Annotated in this window: 13 protein-coding genes; 6 read left to right on the top strand and 7 right to left on the bottom strand. The window is 66.6% G+C overall.

What is annotated here, in order from left to right; translation table 11 throughout:
• Nucleotides 1-407: 407 nt before the first annotated feature.
• Both K7G59_RS14625 and K7G59_RS14630 read left to right on the top strand, forming a co-directional pair.
• Nucleotides 408-1,211 carry a creatininase family protein gene (locus K7G59_RS14625; RefSeq protein WP_225834181.1) on the top strand — a complete coding sequence of 268 codons (804 nt, stop codon included), beginning with the start codon at nt 408-410 and terminating at the stop codon, nt 1,209-1,211.
• 344 nt (nt 1,212-1,555) lie between these two features.
• Entirely contained in the window at nt 1,556-2,164 is a 609-nt protein-coding gene (locus K7G59_RS14630) for an AAA family ATPase (protein WP_225834182.1), read from the top strand.
• Nucleotides 2,165-2,753: 589 nt separating this feature from the next.
• Here the strand turns inward: K7G59_RS14630 and K7G59_RS14635 are convergent.
• Entirely contained in the window at nt 2,754-4,469 is a 1,716-nt protein-coding gene (locus K7G59_RS14635; RefSeq protein ID WP_225834183.1) for a right-handed parallel beta-helix repeat-containing protein, read from the bottom strand.
• Nucleotides 4,470-5,389: 920 nt separating this feature from the next.
• On the opposite strand from K7G59_RS14635, the gene K7G59_RS14640 reads away from it, so the two are divergent.
• The 3 genes from K7G59_RS14640 to K7G59_RS14650 all read left to right on the top strand — a co-directional run bounded on the left by K7G59_RS14640 (nt 5,390) and on the right by K7G59_RS14650 (nt 7,757).
• The gene (locus K7G59_RS14640) at nt 5,390-6,274 is read left to right on the top strand and encodes a universal stress protein (protein ID WP_225834184.1); all 885 of its coding nucleotides are present in this window, start codon (nt 5,390-5,392) and stop codon (nt 6,272-6,274) included.
• Between the two features lie 58 nt (nt 6,275-6,332).
• The gene (locus tag K7G59_RS14645; protein WP_225834185.1) at nt 6,333-6,677 is read left to right on the top strand and encodes a cation-transporting P-type ATPase; all 345 of its coding nucleotides are present in this window, start codon (nt 6,333-6,335) and stop codon (nt 6,675-6,677) included.
• 201 nt (nt 6,678-6,878) lie between these two features.
• A complete protein-coding gene (locus K7G59_RS14650; protein ID WP_225834187.1) occupies nt 6,879-7,757 on the top strand; it encodes a universal stress protein in 879 nt (292 codons plus the stop codon).
• 163 nt (nt 7,758-7,920) lie between these two features.
• Here the strand turns inward: K7G59_RS14650 and K7G59_RS34710 are convergent, their stop codons facing one another.
• A complete protein-coding gene (locus tag K7G59_RS34710; protein ID WP_263976284.1) occupies nt 7,921-8,049 on the bottom strand; it encodes a hypothetical protein in 129 nt (42 codons plus the stop codon).
• 845 nt (nt 8,050-8,894) lie between these two features.
• Here K7G59_RS34710 and K7G59_RS14655 point away from each other — a divergent pair.
• On the top strand, nt 8,895-9,149 hold the full coding sequence (locus K7G59_RS14655) for a hypothetical protein (RefSeq protein ID WP_225834190.1): 255 nt from the start codon (nt 8,895-8,897) through the stop codon (nt 9,147-9,149).
• A 456-nt stretch (nt 9,150-9,605) separates the two neighbouring features.
• Here the strand turns inward: K7G59_RS14655 and K7G59_RS14660 are convergent, their stop codons facing one another.
• The 5 genes from K7G59_RS14660 to K7G59_RS35335 all read right to left on the bottom strand — a co-directional run bounded on the left by K7G59_RS14660 (nt 9,606) and on the right by K7G59_RS35335 (nt 14,110).
• Nucleotides 9,606-10,439, bottom strand: a complete 834-nt coding sequence (locus K7G59_RS14660) for a PIG-L family deacetylase (protein ID WP_225834192.1) — start codon at nt 10,437-10,439, stop codon at nt 9,606-9,608.
• Nucleotides 10,440-10,698: 259 nt separating this feature from the next.
• A complete protein-coding gene (locus K7G59_RS14665; protein WP_225834194.1) occupies nt 10,699-11,199 on the bottom strand; it encodes a hypothetical protein in 501 nt (166 codons plus the stop codon).
• 239 nt (nt 11,200-11,438) lie between these two features.
• Nucleotides 11,439-11,897 carry a hypothetical protein gene (locus K7G59_RS14670; RefSeq protein WP_225834196.1) on the bottom strand — a complete coding sequence of 153 codons (459 nt, stop codon included), beginning with the start codon at nt 11,895-11,897 and terminating at the stop codon, nt 11,439-11,441.
• 260 nt (nt 11,898-12,157) lie between these two features.
• Nucleotides 12,158-12,622, bottom strand: coding sequence for a hypothetical protein (locus K7G59_RS14675; protein ID WP_225834198.1), 465 nt, complete (start codon nt 12,620-12,622; stop codon nt 12,158-12,160).
• A 1,113-nt stretch (nt 12,623-13,735) separates the two neighbouring features.
• Nucleotides 13,736-14,110, bottom strand: a complete 375-nt coding sequence (locus tag K7G59_RS35335; RefSeq protein ID WP_374114228.1) for a hypothetical protein — start codon at nt 14,108-14,110, stop codon at nt 13,736-13,738.
• Between the last annotated feature and the right edge of the window lie 298 nt (nt 14,111-14,408).

A 14,408-nucleotide genomic window follows, 5' to 3' on the forward strand; every position in this document is an offset into this window, starting at 1 on the left:
CTGCTCTTTGGTGACCTGACGCCGAACGGAACCCGGAGTCCGGCCGGCCGCCCTGAGCGAGCCCGCAAAGCCGGATTCCCCGACGCAACCCCTGCCGTCAAAGATCTCCGGACACACTCATCGGGCAACGGCGGAACGGACGGTCCGGGGCACCACCGCACGGTCTCGCGGAAGTGAGGCGACCATCTCCTGGAGCCTGTCCGGCGCAGCATGGGCCCGTCAAACGGCAGTGCTCTAGGGCCTGTTGACTTCCTCCAAGATCGGGGCCGGGAGCCGGTCGATGTCGGTGATCGCGCGGCTTCTCACCCGGGCATGAAGATCGTCACGGAGCCCGGGACGCGGGCTGACATCGCACTCAGGGGGAGGAGACCCGGGTGACAGGCGGGTATTCGATATTTACTGAAACGATGGCCGACCTCACGTATCCAGAAGTGGAGGCAGCGGCTGGTCGAGGTGCATGCGTGCTGCTCCCCACCGGTGTCATAGAGCAGCACGGTCCCCATCTGCCACTGGGAACCGATGCCTACGGCGCCTATCAACTGTGCCGGCTCGTGAAGGCGGAACTGGAGCAGCACGGGGTGGAGGCGCTGATCGCTCCACCGGTTTTCTGGGGCATCAATCAGGTCTGTTCGAGCTTCCCCGGAACCTTCCGCACGCGTCCCGAGACGGCGGTCGCGCTGCACACCGACATCCTGGATTCCCTGGCAACGGACGGATTCGAGCGGATCTTCGTCATCAACCACCAGGGGGACATCGCCCACAACCAGATGCTGCTGGACGTCGTGCAGCGCCAGCACGCGGAAGGGCATACCCGGGTCGTGCTGGTGGAACCCGACTTCATCGCCGACCGGCTCGGCGACGCCGCGCAGACACCTGCCCTGGGTGTCTTTGCCATGCAGCCCTTGTTCGAAGGTCTGGAGCTGACCGGCGAACTGGGTGTGCACGCGGAAGAGATCGAAAGCGCACTGATGATGCGCTGGTTCCCCGAACTCGTCGACTACGACGCCATGGCCCGGCTGAAGCCCACCGGCCTGGGGCCGCAAGACCTGGCGGAATGGCGGAAAGGCGGCGAGCACGCCCGACAGGTGACACCACAGGGCTTCTTCGGCGCCCCCTGCCCCAAAGATCCCTTCCTGTGGAGATTCCACCAGCGTATGGCTCGCGCCATGGCGAATGTCGTCATGAACCCACCGCAGACGCCAGGCAGTTGATCAGAGACCGGGTCCAGCGATACGTGGAAGAGCAGGCCGGCCCCCGCGCTGCCAGGCGTTCTGGGAGATGCAGGACGGCCGGCTCTTTCGCCAAGGCCCATAGCCCACGGCCGGGTTGGCGTGAGCAGCGGATTCCGTACCGCTACTGGGCGGAGTCCGGGCGAACACGCCCGTGCGTCTGGCCGAACACTCCCGTGTGGAAACCCAGTTCCCCGTGAGTCCCCCATCCCTTCCGGCACGAGAGTGGCACGGCTACGGGACCGTTCCCCGGGCCCCTCGATGCGAACCGCGGGCGGTGTCGGCGCCGAGGCCGCTCGGCCGACCATGATCGGCTCGTAGACAGCATGGTCAAGATCCGGCAGGATCGGCGGATGTCGACGCGTGAACGGCCGGTCGTGGTCGCCGTATGCGGGTCCCCGGGGGCCGGAAAGACCACCGTTGCCTGCGCAACGGCGCGCCGCCTCGGTGTGCCGTTCCTGACCCGGGATGAGATCAAGGCCGGTCTCGGGCTGTCCTCGGCTTCCGTCGCCGAGGACGGTGGTGTTCAGTTCAACCCGGACTTCCACATCGCCGGCGGTCCATTGAGCCTCCGTGCTGAGGCCGTGATGGTCGACGCAGCCCAGCTGCTCGCCTCATCAGGGGCGAGCTTCGTCGTGGAGTCCTCCGTGTTGTCGCGCAAGCTGCTGGATGCGCTCCTCGCATGCGACGCCCGGGTGCTCGCTGTTCACGTCGTCGCCGGCGAATCGGTCATCGCCGAGCGCCTCCGCGCCCGGGCGGCCGGAGGCGGGGCAGTCGACCGACAGCTCTCCTCTCAGTTCCAGCGAGGCGAGATGAAGCGGTCGATTTTCGCTCCGCCGGGTGGAGCCCATGCCGTCGTTGAAGTCGATACCTCAGATGGTGGTGACCCGGACGTCGAAGGCATCGAGGCAGCAGTCGCCGCCCTGATCCGGTGACCGAGCGTCGCTCACAGGTGCCCGGCTCGGGAGATCGCGCACGGACGCACAGTGGAGAGGGTTGTTACTCGCCCTGCCGGGCGGGGTTCAATCCGTGTGCGCGTGGCGGTGGTTGGGTGCCTGGCGATGCGCGAGCATCAGGAGGAGCACTGGCCGGATCGTCCACGTGATCCGAGTTCCGGCGTGGGCCACTGACACCGTGCACGGCGAGACTCACCAGCCCAATGACCGTAGTCCCGAGGCCGATGGTGCTTCGTCGGTCGATGTAGTACGCGGTCGCCTTGACGTCCCTGGCCCGGAGCCGGAGTGAGTCTCGTCTGAGCCACGGGCTCCCGCACCGAACCTTCGCTCCTCGACCCACTGCTTCCCCAGCTCGGGCCACCACGCACGTGGTCAGCGAGGGCGAGCGGGAAGCCGTCGCCCTGCTCGCTGAGCCACTGGGCGACCCGGTCATCGGTTGAGCAACGATGGTGGGTGCGACGAGCGACGGGATACGCCTCGATGCACCCACCACCAACCTCATCCACTCTGCCGACGCTGTCGAGCAGAGAGGGTTACAGCGACCGGCCCTTGCCTCCGGCTGCCACCGTCAGTGGCGGTGGGGCTTGGGGTGGTGGGGCTTGGGCTTGTGGTGGGGCTTGGGGTGCGGCTTGGGGTGCGGCTTGGGGTGGGGGTGGGGCTCTTTGCATTTGATGTAGGTGCGGTCTGTGGCGGTGTGCGTGGCACTGTCGCCGCCCCCGGTGACCGTCACCCTGTCGATGTCGTGCCGCGTCTTGCAGTTGCACGGCACGAGGACCGTGAGCGTGATCGGCGGGTAGCTCTGCCCGGCGGCCAGGACATCACTACGGGTACAGGTCAGCGTGGCCAGGTCACAGGTCCATCCGGTCCCCGAGAGAGCCGCAGCGGTCAGTCCCTTGGGAAGGACGTCACGGACGGTCACCGTGCTGCCGTTCGTGGAACCGGCACCGGCGCTGTTGCCGACCGTGATGGTGTACGTGCCGAGCTTGCCCTCTTTGAAGTCTCCCTGGTGGGTCTTCTTGATCGTCAAGGAGGGCGGCACCCTGGGGCACAGTCCGGCCGGGTTGCTCGTGTTGGCCTGATTGGCCGTCCAGGTGTCCGCCGTCCCGGCCGTGCCGGTGCCGGTGGTGAGGTCTTCGCAGTCGTACACCCGGCTGTTCTGCAGCACGTTGCGGGTGACCAGGTTGCCGGCGTTGACGCCGGCGTCCTCGATGAGGACGCCGTCGTGCCCGCTGTTGCTCACGCTGTTGTCCGAGATGGTGGAAAACGTCAGTGAGCTCGAACCTGCCGAGATACCGTCGCCGCGCGTGGTGTTGCGGATGTTGTTGTCGCTGATCTGGATTTGAGTGTTTGCATCTGACGGGCCACCGACGACGTTTTCCGCGCGCACGCCGTGGTAGCTGCCCTGGATGTCGTTGCGCAGAACCTGAAGCCCGGAGTTGGCGCCTCCGATGTAGATCGCGGATCCGGTGCTGTCGACCGCCTGGTTGTCGGTCACCACACTGTCGGTGGAGTGGAAGATGTTCAGCAGCCCACCGTCCTCGTGCGAGACGTTTTGATCGACGGTGGCCCGCAGGATGTTCTGGTACTTGTCGAGGGTGATCGCGCCGTTCTTGTTCTGGAAGAACGCGTTGTTGTCGATCAGCGCGTTGTCCAGGCCCTGGTCGGAGTAGATGCCGTTACCGGCCGCGGACGCGACCCCATAGCCCATGTTGTTCAAGCGGATGCAGTTCTGTGCGACCTCGGACTGCGTTGTGCCGCTCGCGTTGAAGTAGATTCCGGCCGGGTTGTTCTGAATCACGTTGTTCGTGATCACGTAGCCGGAGTGGGCGGGGGTCGTCTGGATGGCGAAGCCGCCGGAGTTGTCCGCGGCGCCTTGGTTGTTCTGCACCGTGAAGCCCCTGAACCGGATGTTGTCCGCGTTCAGGTAGACGGTTCCCTGGTTGCTTGAGGGAGGGTTCGGGAATTGCTGGATGATGGAGTCCGTCGCCGGATTGGGCGGTGCGAACACATCACAGTCCGGCGGCAGAGTGGTCTCTCCCTCCAGCGTGAGATCCGGCGTGGTGACGGTGACGGTTTCGTTGTAGGTGCCGGGGCAGACATGGATGGTGTCCCCTGACGATGCCGCGCTGACGGCGGACTGAATCGTCGTGTAGGTGGCGTTGGGGCAGTGAGCCGTTCGTCCGCTGGCGGAGACTACGAGCGTGGAGGCGGCATAGCTGGGTGTGGCCGGGAGTACTGCGGCCACTGCCGCGAGCCCCGGCAAAAAGGCGTAAACCTTTCTCATTTCCTCACCTGTTGGTCTTCACGGAAGGCTGGCAACGGCAGCCATGAATCGGCGCACCGGCACCGCTGCGTTGGGTAGACCTGGAAGTCGGTTTCGCCGATTGACCTGCACTGTGTGATCGCAGGAGCCTGTAAGACAAGCTCACCCGCTGGCATGAGAAGAAGAACGACCAATATGGCGGTATTCCCCTGCAGTTCTTGGTCGCCAAGGGGCAATTAAGATGATGAGAAGATCATCGGAGTAGCATTGGTCGGCATTGGCTTTAGCCGAGGCGATTATTCGGGGATACGCGGCGTGTTGGCCGGGGGTGCCGCCTTCCTTCGAGCCAATCGCTGATGCTGTGATGGCGGGTCTCCGTGTGCCGACGTTGCCCCCGGCGCTGGCGTCGTGTTCCTGCCCCGACACGGGTTCCGTCCCTTGTGCCGGGCACTTCCTGACAAGCCGCCGGTGTCATGGCCGAACTGCACTTCCACGACCTTCGGCACACGGGCAATACGCCGGCCTCCGCGGCCGGGGCCGGGGCGCGTTCACGGGTTTCCCCGCCTTCAGGTGTGCTGAATCCGTGCCCTGGTGGGGCGAGGGTGTCGGCCTCGTCTTCGGCGAGCCGGAGCGCGCCTCGAGCCTCGTCCGGATCGTCGTCTCGTAGAGCACCCGGTCGAAGTCACCGGACCGTCGAGCAAGACGCCGATCCTTTCGCCCTCGTCTGCTGCGAGGCAGCACGAGCGCAGGCGGCCCAAGGCGACAGGACCGGGGTCGGATCCCGGGAGACAGTGGGATGAGGAGGCGGCGCCGATGATGAGCACCAGCCCCTGCCAGGTCTGGCATCCGTGTGGGCTCGCCGAGCCTTCCGTACGGCTGAGACGGTCCTACCGCGCTCGACGTGGGGCAGGCGTCGTGCTTCGGGAGCCTGGAGGCTCGCCGTGAGGCCGCCGGTTGTCGTGGGAGTCGACGGCTCGCCTTCCAGCCTGGACGCTGTGGCGGTCGCGGCGCGTGAGGCGAGGCTTCGCGGGTGCGGGCTGAAGATCGTGCACGCGTATTTTCTGCCTGCCGTGTATGCGTCGCTCGGTCTGTGGTCCACGGGGTCGGCCGGGGAAGTGCTGCGGGAGGCGGCCGGACGTCTGGTGGTTGAGGCGGTGGAGCACGCCCGTTCTGTGGCCCCTGACGTCGAGGTCGGTGACTCGGTGGTGGCGGGTGGGCCGCTGACGGTGCTGGAGGCCCAGTCGCGCACGGCAGCACTGGTGGTGGGCAGCCGGGGGCTGGGAGGTTTCGCCGGGCTGATGCTGGGGTCGACGGCGGTCCATCTGGCCGCGCACGGGCGCTGTCCGGTCCTCGTGGTGCGTGACCGTCCCGAGGGCACCGGCCCGGTCCTGCTCGGCGTCGACGGCTCACCGGCCGCTGAAGCCGCCGTGGAGTTCGCCTTCGCCGAAGCGGCCCTGCGCGGCACCGGCATCGTGGCCCTGCACGCGTGGACGCCGTGGACCGTGCCGGTTCCTCCTCCGCCGGATCCGTCGGAGCCCTATGCACTGGCTCCAGGCATGCTCGCGGACGGCGAAAGGCGCCTGCTGGCGGAAGCGGTCGCCGGCCGGCAGGAGCGCTACCCGGAGGTTGCGGTCGAGCACACGGTGGTGAGGGGCGGTGCCCGTGAGGCGCTGATCGGGGCGAGTGCGAGGGCCGGACTGCTTGTCGTCGGTGCACGGGGCCGTGGTGGGTTCACCGGTCTGCTCCTCGGCTCGGTAAGTCAGGCGGTCCTGCATCACGTGCACTGTCCGGTCGCGGTCGTGCGAGGTTCCGGTGACCGGCCATGAGGTTGCCCGAGCCCCCGGGCAGACGTCCGCCCCCGCGGCGACCGCGCACCATGCGGTGGTGGCCCGTGAGGTGGTACTGCTGCTGGAGACCGACGCCGATGGCGGGCTGAGCACCGAGGAGGCGGCCCGGAGGCTTGAACGGTTCGGACCCGATGTGCTTCCCCTGGCTGTGGGCGGCGGCCTGCTGTGGCGGGTCCTGCGTCAGTTCCACCATCCACTGATCTACGTCCTGCTGGCCGCGGGCGCCGTCACGGCTGCGTTGGGTGAGTACGTCGACTCTGCGGTGATCTTCGGTGTGGTGCTGGTGATGCGCTCATCGGATTCGTGCAGGAATCCCCTCCGCGTGCCGCCGTCACCACCGCGGTGGGCACCTGCCGTACCGCCGGCATCGCCGCCAGAATGATCAGCGGAGCCTCGGCGTACTCATGGGGCAGCAGGCGTTCCGCGATGCCTCGGTCGTCCTGACCGCTCGCGTCAGCGCGACCAGTCGTCGGTCCCTCGGCACAGGACCGTTCGGCCCGATGCGCCGCGCGGCACGGTGACGGAATCTGGAAGGGAGCCCGTACAGGAGGCAGCGAGATCCGTTTGACAAGAAGGCGGTGCCATGAGGAAGCCGGTCGTAGTGGGTGTCGACGGCTCACCGTCCAGTCTGGACGCGGTTGAGGCAGCGGTGCGTGAGGCGGCGCTACGCGCGACCGGCCTGAGGCTGGTGCACGCCTTCGGCTGGCCGTCGGTCCATGTCCCCCCGGGGATCCCGCCTTGGACCCCCGCTGCGGCGGGGGTGCGGGAGCTGGTGGACGGCACGCTGGCCAAGGCCGAACAGCGGGCACGCGAAGTCGAGCCGCACGTGGACATCACCCGGGAGGTCACGGTCGGCGAGCCGCTCATGGTGCTGGAGATCGAGTCGCGCACCGCCTCGCTCGTCGTGGTGGGCAGCCGCGGGCTTGGCGCGTTCGGTGGCCTGCTGCTCGGGTCCACCGCCGTGCATCTGGCCGCCCACGGCCATTGCCCGGTGCTGGTGGTCCGGGGCAAGCCGAACCTCACCGGCCCCGTGCTGCTGGCGGTCGACGGCTCACCGGCGGGTGAAAGGGCTGTCGAGTTCGCCTTCGCCGAAGCGTCGATGCGCGGTGCGGGCCTGCTGGCGCTCCACGTGTGGAACACCTGGAGCGAGCGGGCCTACGAGGGCCCGGGCGACCCGCTGAACATGGTGGTCGACATCGAACGGCTCCGCGAGGAGGAGCAGCGGCTGCTGGAAGAGACCCTGTCCCCGTGGTTGACGCGTTACCCACATGTCGCGGTGGAGCGGCGCTTGGTGCGCTCTCGCATTCGCCCAACCCTCATCGAGGCGAGTCACGACGCGCGGTTGGTCGTGTCCGGAGCTCGTGGTCGAGGCGGCTTCACAGGGCTGCTGCTCGGCTCGGTCAGCCAGGCCCTGCTGCATCACGCACACTGCCCGGTCGCCGTGATCCGCGGCGAGGAGTGACCATGGCGATGCCTTCCCCGGCAGCCGGCCGCTGCGGAACCATCGCTCACCTCCAGGCAGCAGGCCGATCCGATCCACGAGCGCGCCCCCGCGACTGCCGGGCGGTGGGTGGCCGGTGGCGCAGCTTCGGCCAGAACGCCGACGTTCGTTGGGCGTAGGCGGTCTACTGTTCGCCGAACCGGGCGGCGACTTCCCGTTCCTCGCTGCGCGCCAGGCGCAGGTACACGCAGACCAGCACGGGGAACATGATCAGAGTGGGGATGGTCGGCCACTGCACCAAGAACCCGATCACGCCGTGTCTTCATCGTGCGAAGCGTCTGCAACAACCTTGCACGGGCGGCCCCTTGGTCGACACTTCCGATTCCCTAGAGCGGCCCGCGTCCTACTGCCCAGTCGGTGCAGGCGTTCCACGGCCCTGATGCTGCGTCCGGAGCGCGGCGACGGCTCTACGGTTGGATGCATAGCCCTGCGGGGTGCCAAGGCGTGAGCCCCGTGCCGATGCTCGTGAGTCTGTTCCGCGGACCGGATCAGACCCACGAGCTGTGCCTGTGAAAGGTCCGAGTGACGCCTGTTCCTACGGGTCCGACACGGACTAATCGCGCAGTAGGCGCATAGCCAGTACGGAACCATCCGGATGGATGGAGACGGGACCGTTCCAGCGTGGTGCCCAGACGTCGCTTGGCCATGTGGACCGGCGAGCGTAGATTTCCCGGCGGTACTGTTCCACCCGTCCTTCCTCAAGGTGGCGGAAGAGATCCTCCGCGACTCCGGAGAACGCCTCGACTCGCTTCCGGTTGAGTCGGAAGACGTGGTCGGTGCCGACGAAGTCGATGCCGAAGAACCGGTGCCGTGCGTCCTGGACGCTGTCCGTGGCGGCGTGGGCAAAGCCTGCGAAGTGTCGTTGCCCTTGCCGTTTCGTCAGGTATGGGACGGTCGCACTCGTGTCTCCAGCGAAGGCCGTAAGGCCAGCTGCGGCTGTGCGGGACTTGCATCAGAGGTGCTGCGGGCATGCGAACGGAGGGTTGAGTTCACGGCGCATGATGACCGGTTATGGTGAAAACCGGACGTCCGGCTTGATGGTCGATGACGGCCGAACTCCGTGACCGGCCGTGCCGGATCAACACCGGGATCGGCCGCGTGCGAAACGGCCCGAGTGCCGCCGTGGTGTCCTCCCTGCGCAAGATCCTGGCCGTCGAGGACGGCACGGATGTGCTGTCCGTCAACCGCGATGGCGTCTGGCTCGGAATCCGGTTGCAGATCACCGCCGGTCAGCCCACCGTCACCCCTCTGAGCCTGAAGGAACGGGAAGCCGCCCAGTTCGTAGCCGCCCGCGCCAAGTTGGGCGCGGCCTACTGCACCATCACCCGCGAAGGAGCAACCTCGTGCCGCTGACTGCAACCCACATCGTCGCCGACACCGCCACCGTGACGGTCGCCTCCCAGACGGAGGAGATCGCCGACTGGTCCCGCCGCTACTTCGGCCCCTGGGGAGCCACCCCCGCCAAGGCCCCCAAGGGCGTCGGCATCGCCGAAGACAGCGGCGCCCTGGTCCTCGCCGACACCGGCCCCACGCGGGTGGACGACGTCGAGACCCTCATCCACGACTACGGGTTCGCAGACGCCGACTACGCCAGTGCCCGCACCCTCGACATCGGCGGCCCGCCCACTTCCTGCACTGGGCGGGCCGCCCTCACATGCCCCTGCCAGGGCTTCCCTTCACGCCATGAGATTCGTCGACGAAAACCGAGGCCCTGCACTTCTGTAGGGTCTCGCAGTTGGTGTCAGGTGTGTGACTCGCTCGGTCGCGCAGTGCAGTCGATGCGCTTTCCCAGCTGGTCGGGCGGGCGGATCAGCGCAGCCCGGCGAAGAGATCGTTCTCGGGTACGGCCGCGCCGGTGGCGTCCTGGACCCGTACGAAGGTCTCCATGCCCATCAACTCACCGAACCTCTCCTTGCCCATCTTGAGGAAGAAGATGTTCTCGCCCTGACTGGCGTGCGCGGCCAGCGCGTCGAATTTCTGACCGCTGAACGCGGTGGTGTCCACCCACGTGGTGATCTCATCGTCGGGCAGGCCGATCTCGGCCATCGCGGCGGCCTCGGCAGGATCCGGCTCCGGCATGTCCGGATGAAACTCGCGCATGATCTCCCCGAACCGCTGCATCCCCGAGCGGGGCATCGTGGTCCAGTACACCTTCGGTGTCAGCGCGGTCATCTCCAGCGCCGCCATCGTGATGCGGTGGGCCTGGATGTGGTCGGGGTGGCCGTAGAAGCCGTTCTCGTCGTAGGTGACGACCACATCCGGTCGGTAGTGCCGCATGAGTTCCGCGAGTCGGGCCGCGCCTTCCTCGACGGGGGTCTGCCAGAAGGATCCGGGGGCGTCGTTGCTGGGCCAGCCCATCATCCCGGAGTCGGCATAGTTCATCATCTCCAGATTGCTGACCTTCAGCACCTCACAGCTTGCTTCGAGTTCTTGACGGCGCATCAGGGCGACGGCCGCCGGATCGTGCCCGGGATCGCCCGGTTTGACACCCTCCGGTCCGTCGCCGCAACCGCCGTCGGTACACGTCACGAGAACCGTGCGGATGCCTTCCGCCGCGTACCGCGCGAGGACCCCTCCGGTTCCGGTGGCTTCGTCGTCGGGGTGGGCGTGTACTGCCATGAGCGTCAAGGGCCGGTCAGTCAAGGAACAGTCCTCCTGCAGAAATACGTCTTGGTCCGAGTGCGCGGCGGGCGTACCGCGATCCTGGGGCCCGGATCCTGGTGGGGCGGACGACCTTGTGGTCTCCGTGTTCCCCGCCCGTGCGGCGCCGGTTCCTCGGTCGATGCAACCGCGCCGACCGGACCGGCTGTTCCCGGCGCGGCTGCTTGGTCCAGGCGTCGGCGTTCAACGCGAACGAGGTGCAGGCGGCCGATCGTCGGCTGTGTTCCGCCTGCTTTACCGGTCAGCGTCTGCGGCTGGAGTCGTTCACCGTGCTGGTCGCCACGGGCGGGGTGGATGGCGCTGAGGAAGGTGGCGGTGTCGCTCGCGTGATCGTGGCCGTGTGTGCCTGTGCGGCTCGCGCTTGCTCGCTGGGTGCTGGCCATGCGCCGAGGCGTTTGATGCGCCAGGTGAGGCTTCGGGCGGTGGAGCGGGCGTCGTCCAGTGCACGCTGGCGGGCGGCGTGCTGGAGGAGCTGTTGGGGGTCGTGGCCAGCGTTCTTGGCTTGGGTGAGGGCGGCGGCCAGTGCCGGCCAGGCAGGGTCGGCGAGAACCTCATCGGCACGCTCTGGCAAGACGGCCCGTAGGTGCAGGTCGGGGGCGGGTTCGGAGCCGGAGAACCAGATCGGCTGGCCTGCGGCGTTGGTGTCGCCTTCGATGGCGATCTTGTAGCCGCGTACGTCCCCGGAGGGGAAGTGCTGGACGTTGACGCGGACGCCGTCGAGCCCGTCGAGGCCCCGAACCAAGATCGGTTCGGGGCCTTTTCCCTTGTGCCCCCGGCAGGATTCGAACCTGCGACACCCGCTTTAGGAGAGAGGCTGGGGAGCGGGGGCGCTGACCTGGAGCTTCGATACCTGGGCAGGGCACCGAGAAGTCGACCGCAAGACACCCCCGTTGACCGTGGCTGACCCTTGCATCTGGCACGACTGTGGCACGCGGCGAGCAGACGGCTCGGAACCTGGCTGGCTCCGCCGGTGCCCGGTGCTCAACCGCCGTAGCGGCTGCGCAAGTCCTCGGTGATTCGCGACATCAGCCCAACCGAGCCTTCCGGCGGCGCCTCCGCCAGCGCACGTTCCGTCTGCGGATCGTAGGCAGTCAGCCCGGTCTCCTTCTCGACAATGGCCGCAAGGGTGGAGACCTGGCCGAGCACGACTGCAGCGTCGTCCCCCGCATGCCAGTAGGGCACAGTGATGGTCACCTCGTCACTGAAGACGGACAGGTCGATGCCGGTGCCCGAGTGACTCAGGTCCCGTGACTCCTGCTCGTACTGCGTGATCTCTACTTCGCCCAGCAGGGCCCGAGCCTGCGGCATTATTCGGTCCCATGCTTCAAGGAGGTGGGTGGGAATCGGCTCGTTGTCCTCGGCTGCGTCTTCCATCGCCTCCAGGACCTCGTCCCAGGACTGCCCGTCGCGGCGGTTCAAGAAGTAGATGTCGTAGCTCACTGCGCGATCGTAGGCACTCGAACATCGCGAGGGCAGCGCTGAGGCGGCTTGCCCGTGCCGACTCCGTTGGCGGCATCAGCTTGGGAAGCTGCGAGCATTTGGGGCTGGTCTCGGCGCTGACCTGGATGAACGGTTCGCTCGGGGCCTCGGCGGGTGCTGCCTCATTCACCGTGGTTCCCCGCTGTTCCCAGTTCGATCTGGTGCGGTTGTGGTGCGGTCCGTCGGCGTACGGAGTCAGCCCAGGGGCCGGTGCAAGTACCTCAGAGGTGCTGCTTCGCTGAGCTGACGAGTCGGCTGATGTTGTCACGGGTGCGTGCTCTCAGCTCGTCCAGCTCAGCCCTGGTGTCCACCTTGGGTAGCTCCGTGATGTCCGCAAGCACGTCCTCCGCAGTCCGACTCAGACTGTCGTCATCCGTCAACATCTGCACCCGGAATAGGGCCTCCTGGGCACTGGACCGCAAGTCGTAGGCGCGAATACGAACGGCGTCAGGGTCCTCCGGTGGCGGCTGCTCATGCTCGCAGAACCACAGATGGACCAGACAGCGGCGATAGTTGACCAACGCGCCGGCATAGGCGGAGTAGGCATCGAGTCGCTCCTGCCGAAGCTTCTCGCGGCGGGTGAACTGATGGCTCCTGTCGGTCGTGCGCTGCTGAAACGCCAGAGTGATCCCCGACCCAAGTAGGGTCCCAAGAACGGCTATGGCGCTGGCGATGATGGACTCCACGCCTCAAGCTGATCACGTCTCGCCACCTTGGGCGGGCTGCTGGCCCAACTTGGGTGTCAAGGCGGCGATGCCCTCGGCGTCACTGACGCTGAGGGCACGACCTTCTGATCCGTAGCTCTATGCGGATCGGTCGGTGGGGTCACACCGGCCGCCCTACGGTCTTACGAGGACGCTTGCGGGCGTGGCTGGTTGCTGGGGTTGCTGTACTTCGCTGCTGTACCGCTAGCAAGCAGACCGGCTACAAGCGCCATTGCGTCAGCGCAGACACTCGCAACGCTGGCAGCCGTCTTACAGGACACCAGCACGATGACGACAACTGTGATCAGCCATGGTCGGACGGCAGGGTTTGACAGGCCCCACGGGACAGGGGGCAAACTCATATCGAGCCTCCATAGGTTCACTGCCCGCCTCCGTCGTCCGGGTCGCACCAGCGCGGTGGAGGCGGGCACCGCTTTGTGCATCATGTTGAGGCTCACGGCGGCGCCTACGCAAAGCGCGTTGAAGGGGGCAAGCAGCGCCTTGCACCTATCACTTGACCTGTCGCTTTGACTCTTATTTGAGTCACACCGAGGCGCTGACCAGGTTTGACACGTCCGTTTGACCGCGAACGCGGTTAAGCGAGATTGCAGCCAATCCTGCAAGCCCGTCTCAAATCGTTGGAATTCCAAGCAAAACGGGAGGTCATATTTTGCCTACGGTTTACCCACCCTGCGCGTCGACTCGGGGAAGGGTGATCTTTCGATGAAGGACTGCGACCTGACCCTGGCCTTCAACACGTCGCAGCCGACGATCTCGCTCACCTCAAGCTGCGGTCTGGTTCGAGAGCGGAACGGCCTCACGTGACAAGAGGGCGGGGTCACTACGTGGCAAGTGCCCGCCGTTATTCGCCGGTACCGGTCTCAGTCGTTGATGGCAGCTCGTTGCGCCTGCGGATGTGGCGTTGACGCAGCCTCCGGAGTGCGAGTCCGGTCAGACTGACCAGTAGGCCGCTGAGGATGTTGATGGCAAGGTCGTGGATCAGTGATCCCATGAAGGCGTGGGTGCGCTCAAGGGCCGGACCGCGCACCGCGCTCCTCGCGTGCGGAATTAGATGACTAGAGCGGCGACGCTGGATCAGCCCCGGCCCGAAGCAGGAACCAGCGTGAACGGCGACCAAGCGCCGTTCGTGCTGGTCTCAATCAACTGGCGTTCAGGCTGGCGGCAGATAGCGGGGCTAGCTAGGAGGCGCCTCTTCGACCTGCGAGATCGAGCGAGTGCATCGACAACGCGAAAATTTCGGCGTGCTGCCGTGCGGACGCCTGTGATCACGCGCTGCCGCGAGAAGGGTTCTGTGATTCCGGCACGCACGATAGCGACCAGCGAAACGGTCTCAACGGTCGTGAATCTTCGCTGACATGCGGCACACTGCTGGCGTCGCCGGACGGAACCGTACTCGTCTTCGCGGATGTCCACGACGACCGTGGACGCTGAACAGAAGGGGCATCGCATGAGAGCTCCTCCTCGGTCAGCGCGTCTCGACGAGGCCACTGTAAAGCGCCTGAGGGCTTCGTGATGGTCGAACCAGGACAACGCGCAGCTAGGTCGGTGGATGGCCCAGGCAAGGAGGAGCACCGGTGTGCGGTGAACCCAGGTCTGAACCCCGGCCGACGACAGTCAGCCACGATGGCGGGTGCGTCGACCGATCAGGCGCGCGTGTGCAGCGCTGCCCCCACCGACCTCAGCCACGCTGCTTGATCGACGTCCGTTAGAGCGAGTTGCGACGGCGGAACCGTGGTGACGAGACATT

Origin of the sequence: Streptomyces sp. NK08204, from assembly GCF_020400585.1 — a bacterium.
Classification (GTDB): Bacteria; Actinomycetota; Actinomycetes; order Streptomycetales; family Streptomycetaceae; genus Streptomyces.

Excerpts from the sequence above, each read along its gene's own strand:
- K7G59_RS35335 (WP_374114228.1), bottom strand. The coding sequence starts at position 14,110 with ATGCGATGCCCCTTCTGTTCAGCGTCCACGGTCGTCGTGGACATCCGC.
- K7G59_RS14635 (WP_225834183.1), bottom strand. The coding sequence starts at position 4,469 with ATGAGAAAGGTTTACGCCTTTTTGCCGGGGCTCGCGGCAGTGGCCGCA.
- K7G59_RS14625 (WP_225834181.1), top strand. The coding sequence starts at position 408 with ATGGCCGACCTCACGTATCCAGAAGTGGAGGCAGCGGCTGGTCGAGGT.
- K7G59_RS14650 (WP_225834187.1), top strand. The coding sequence starts at position 6,879 with ATGAGGAAGCCGGTCGTAGTGGGTGTCGACGGCTCACCGTCCAGTCTG.
- K7G59_RS14630 (WP_225834182.1), top strand. The coding sequence starts at position 1,556 with ATGGTCAAGATCCGGCAGGATCGGCGGATGTCGACGCGTGAACGGCCG.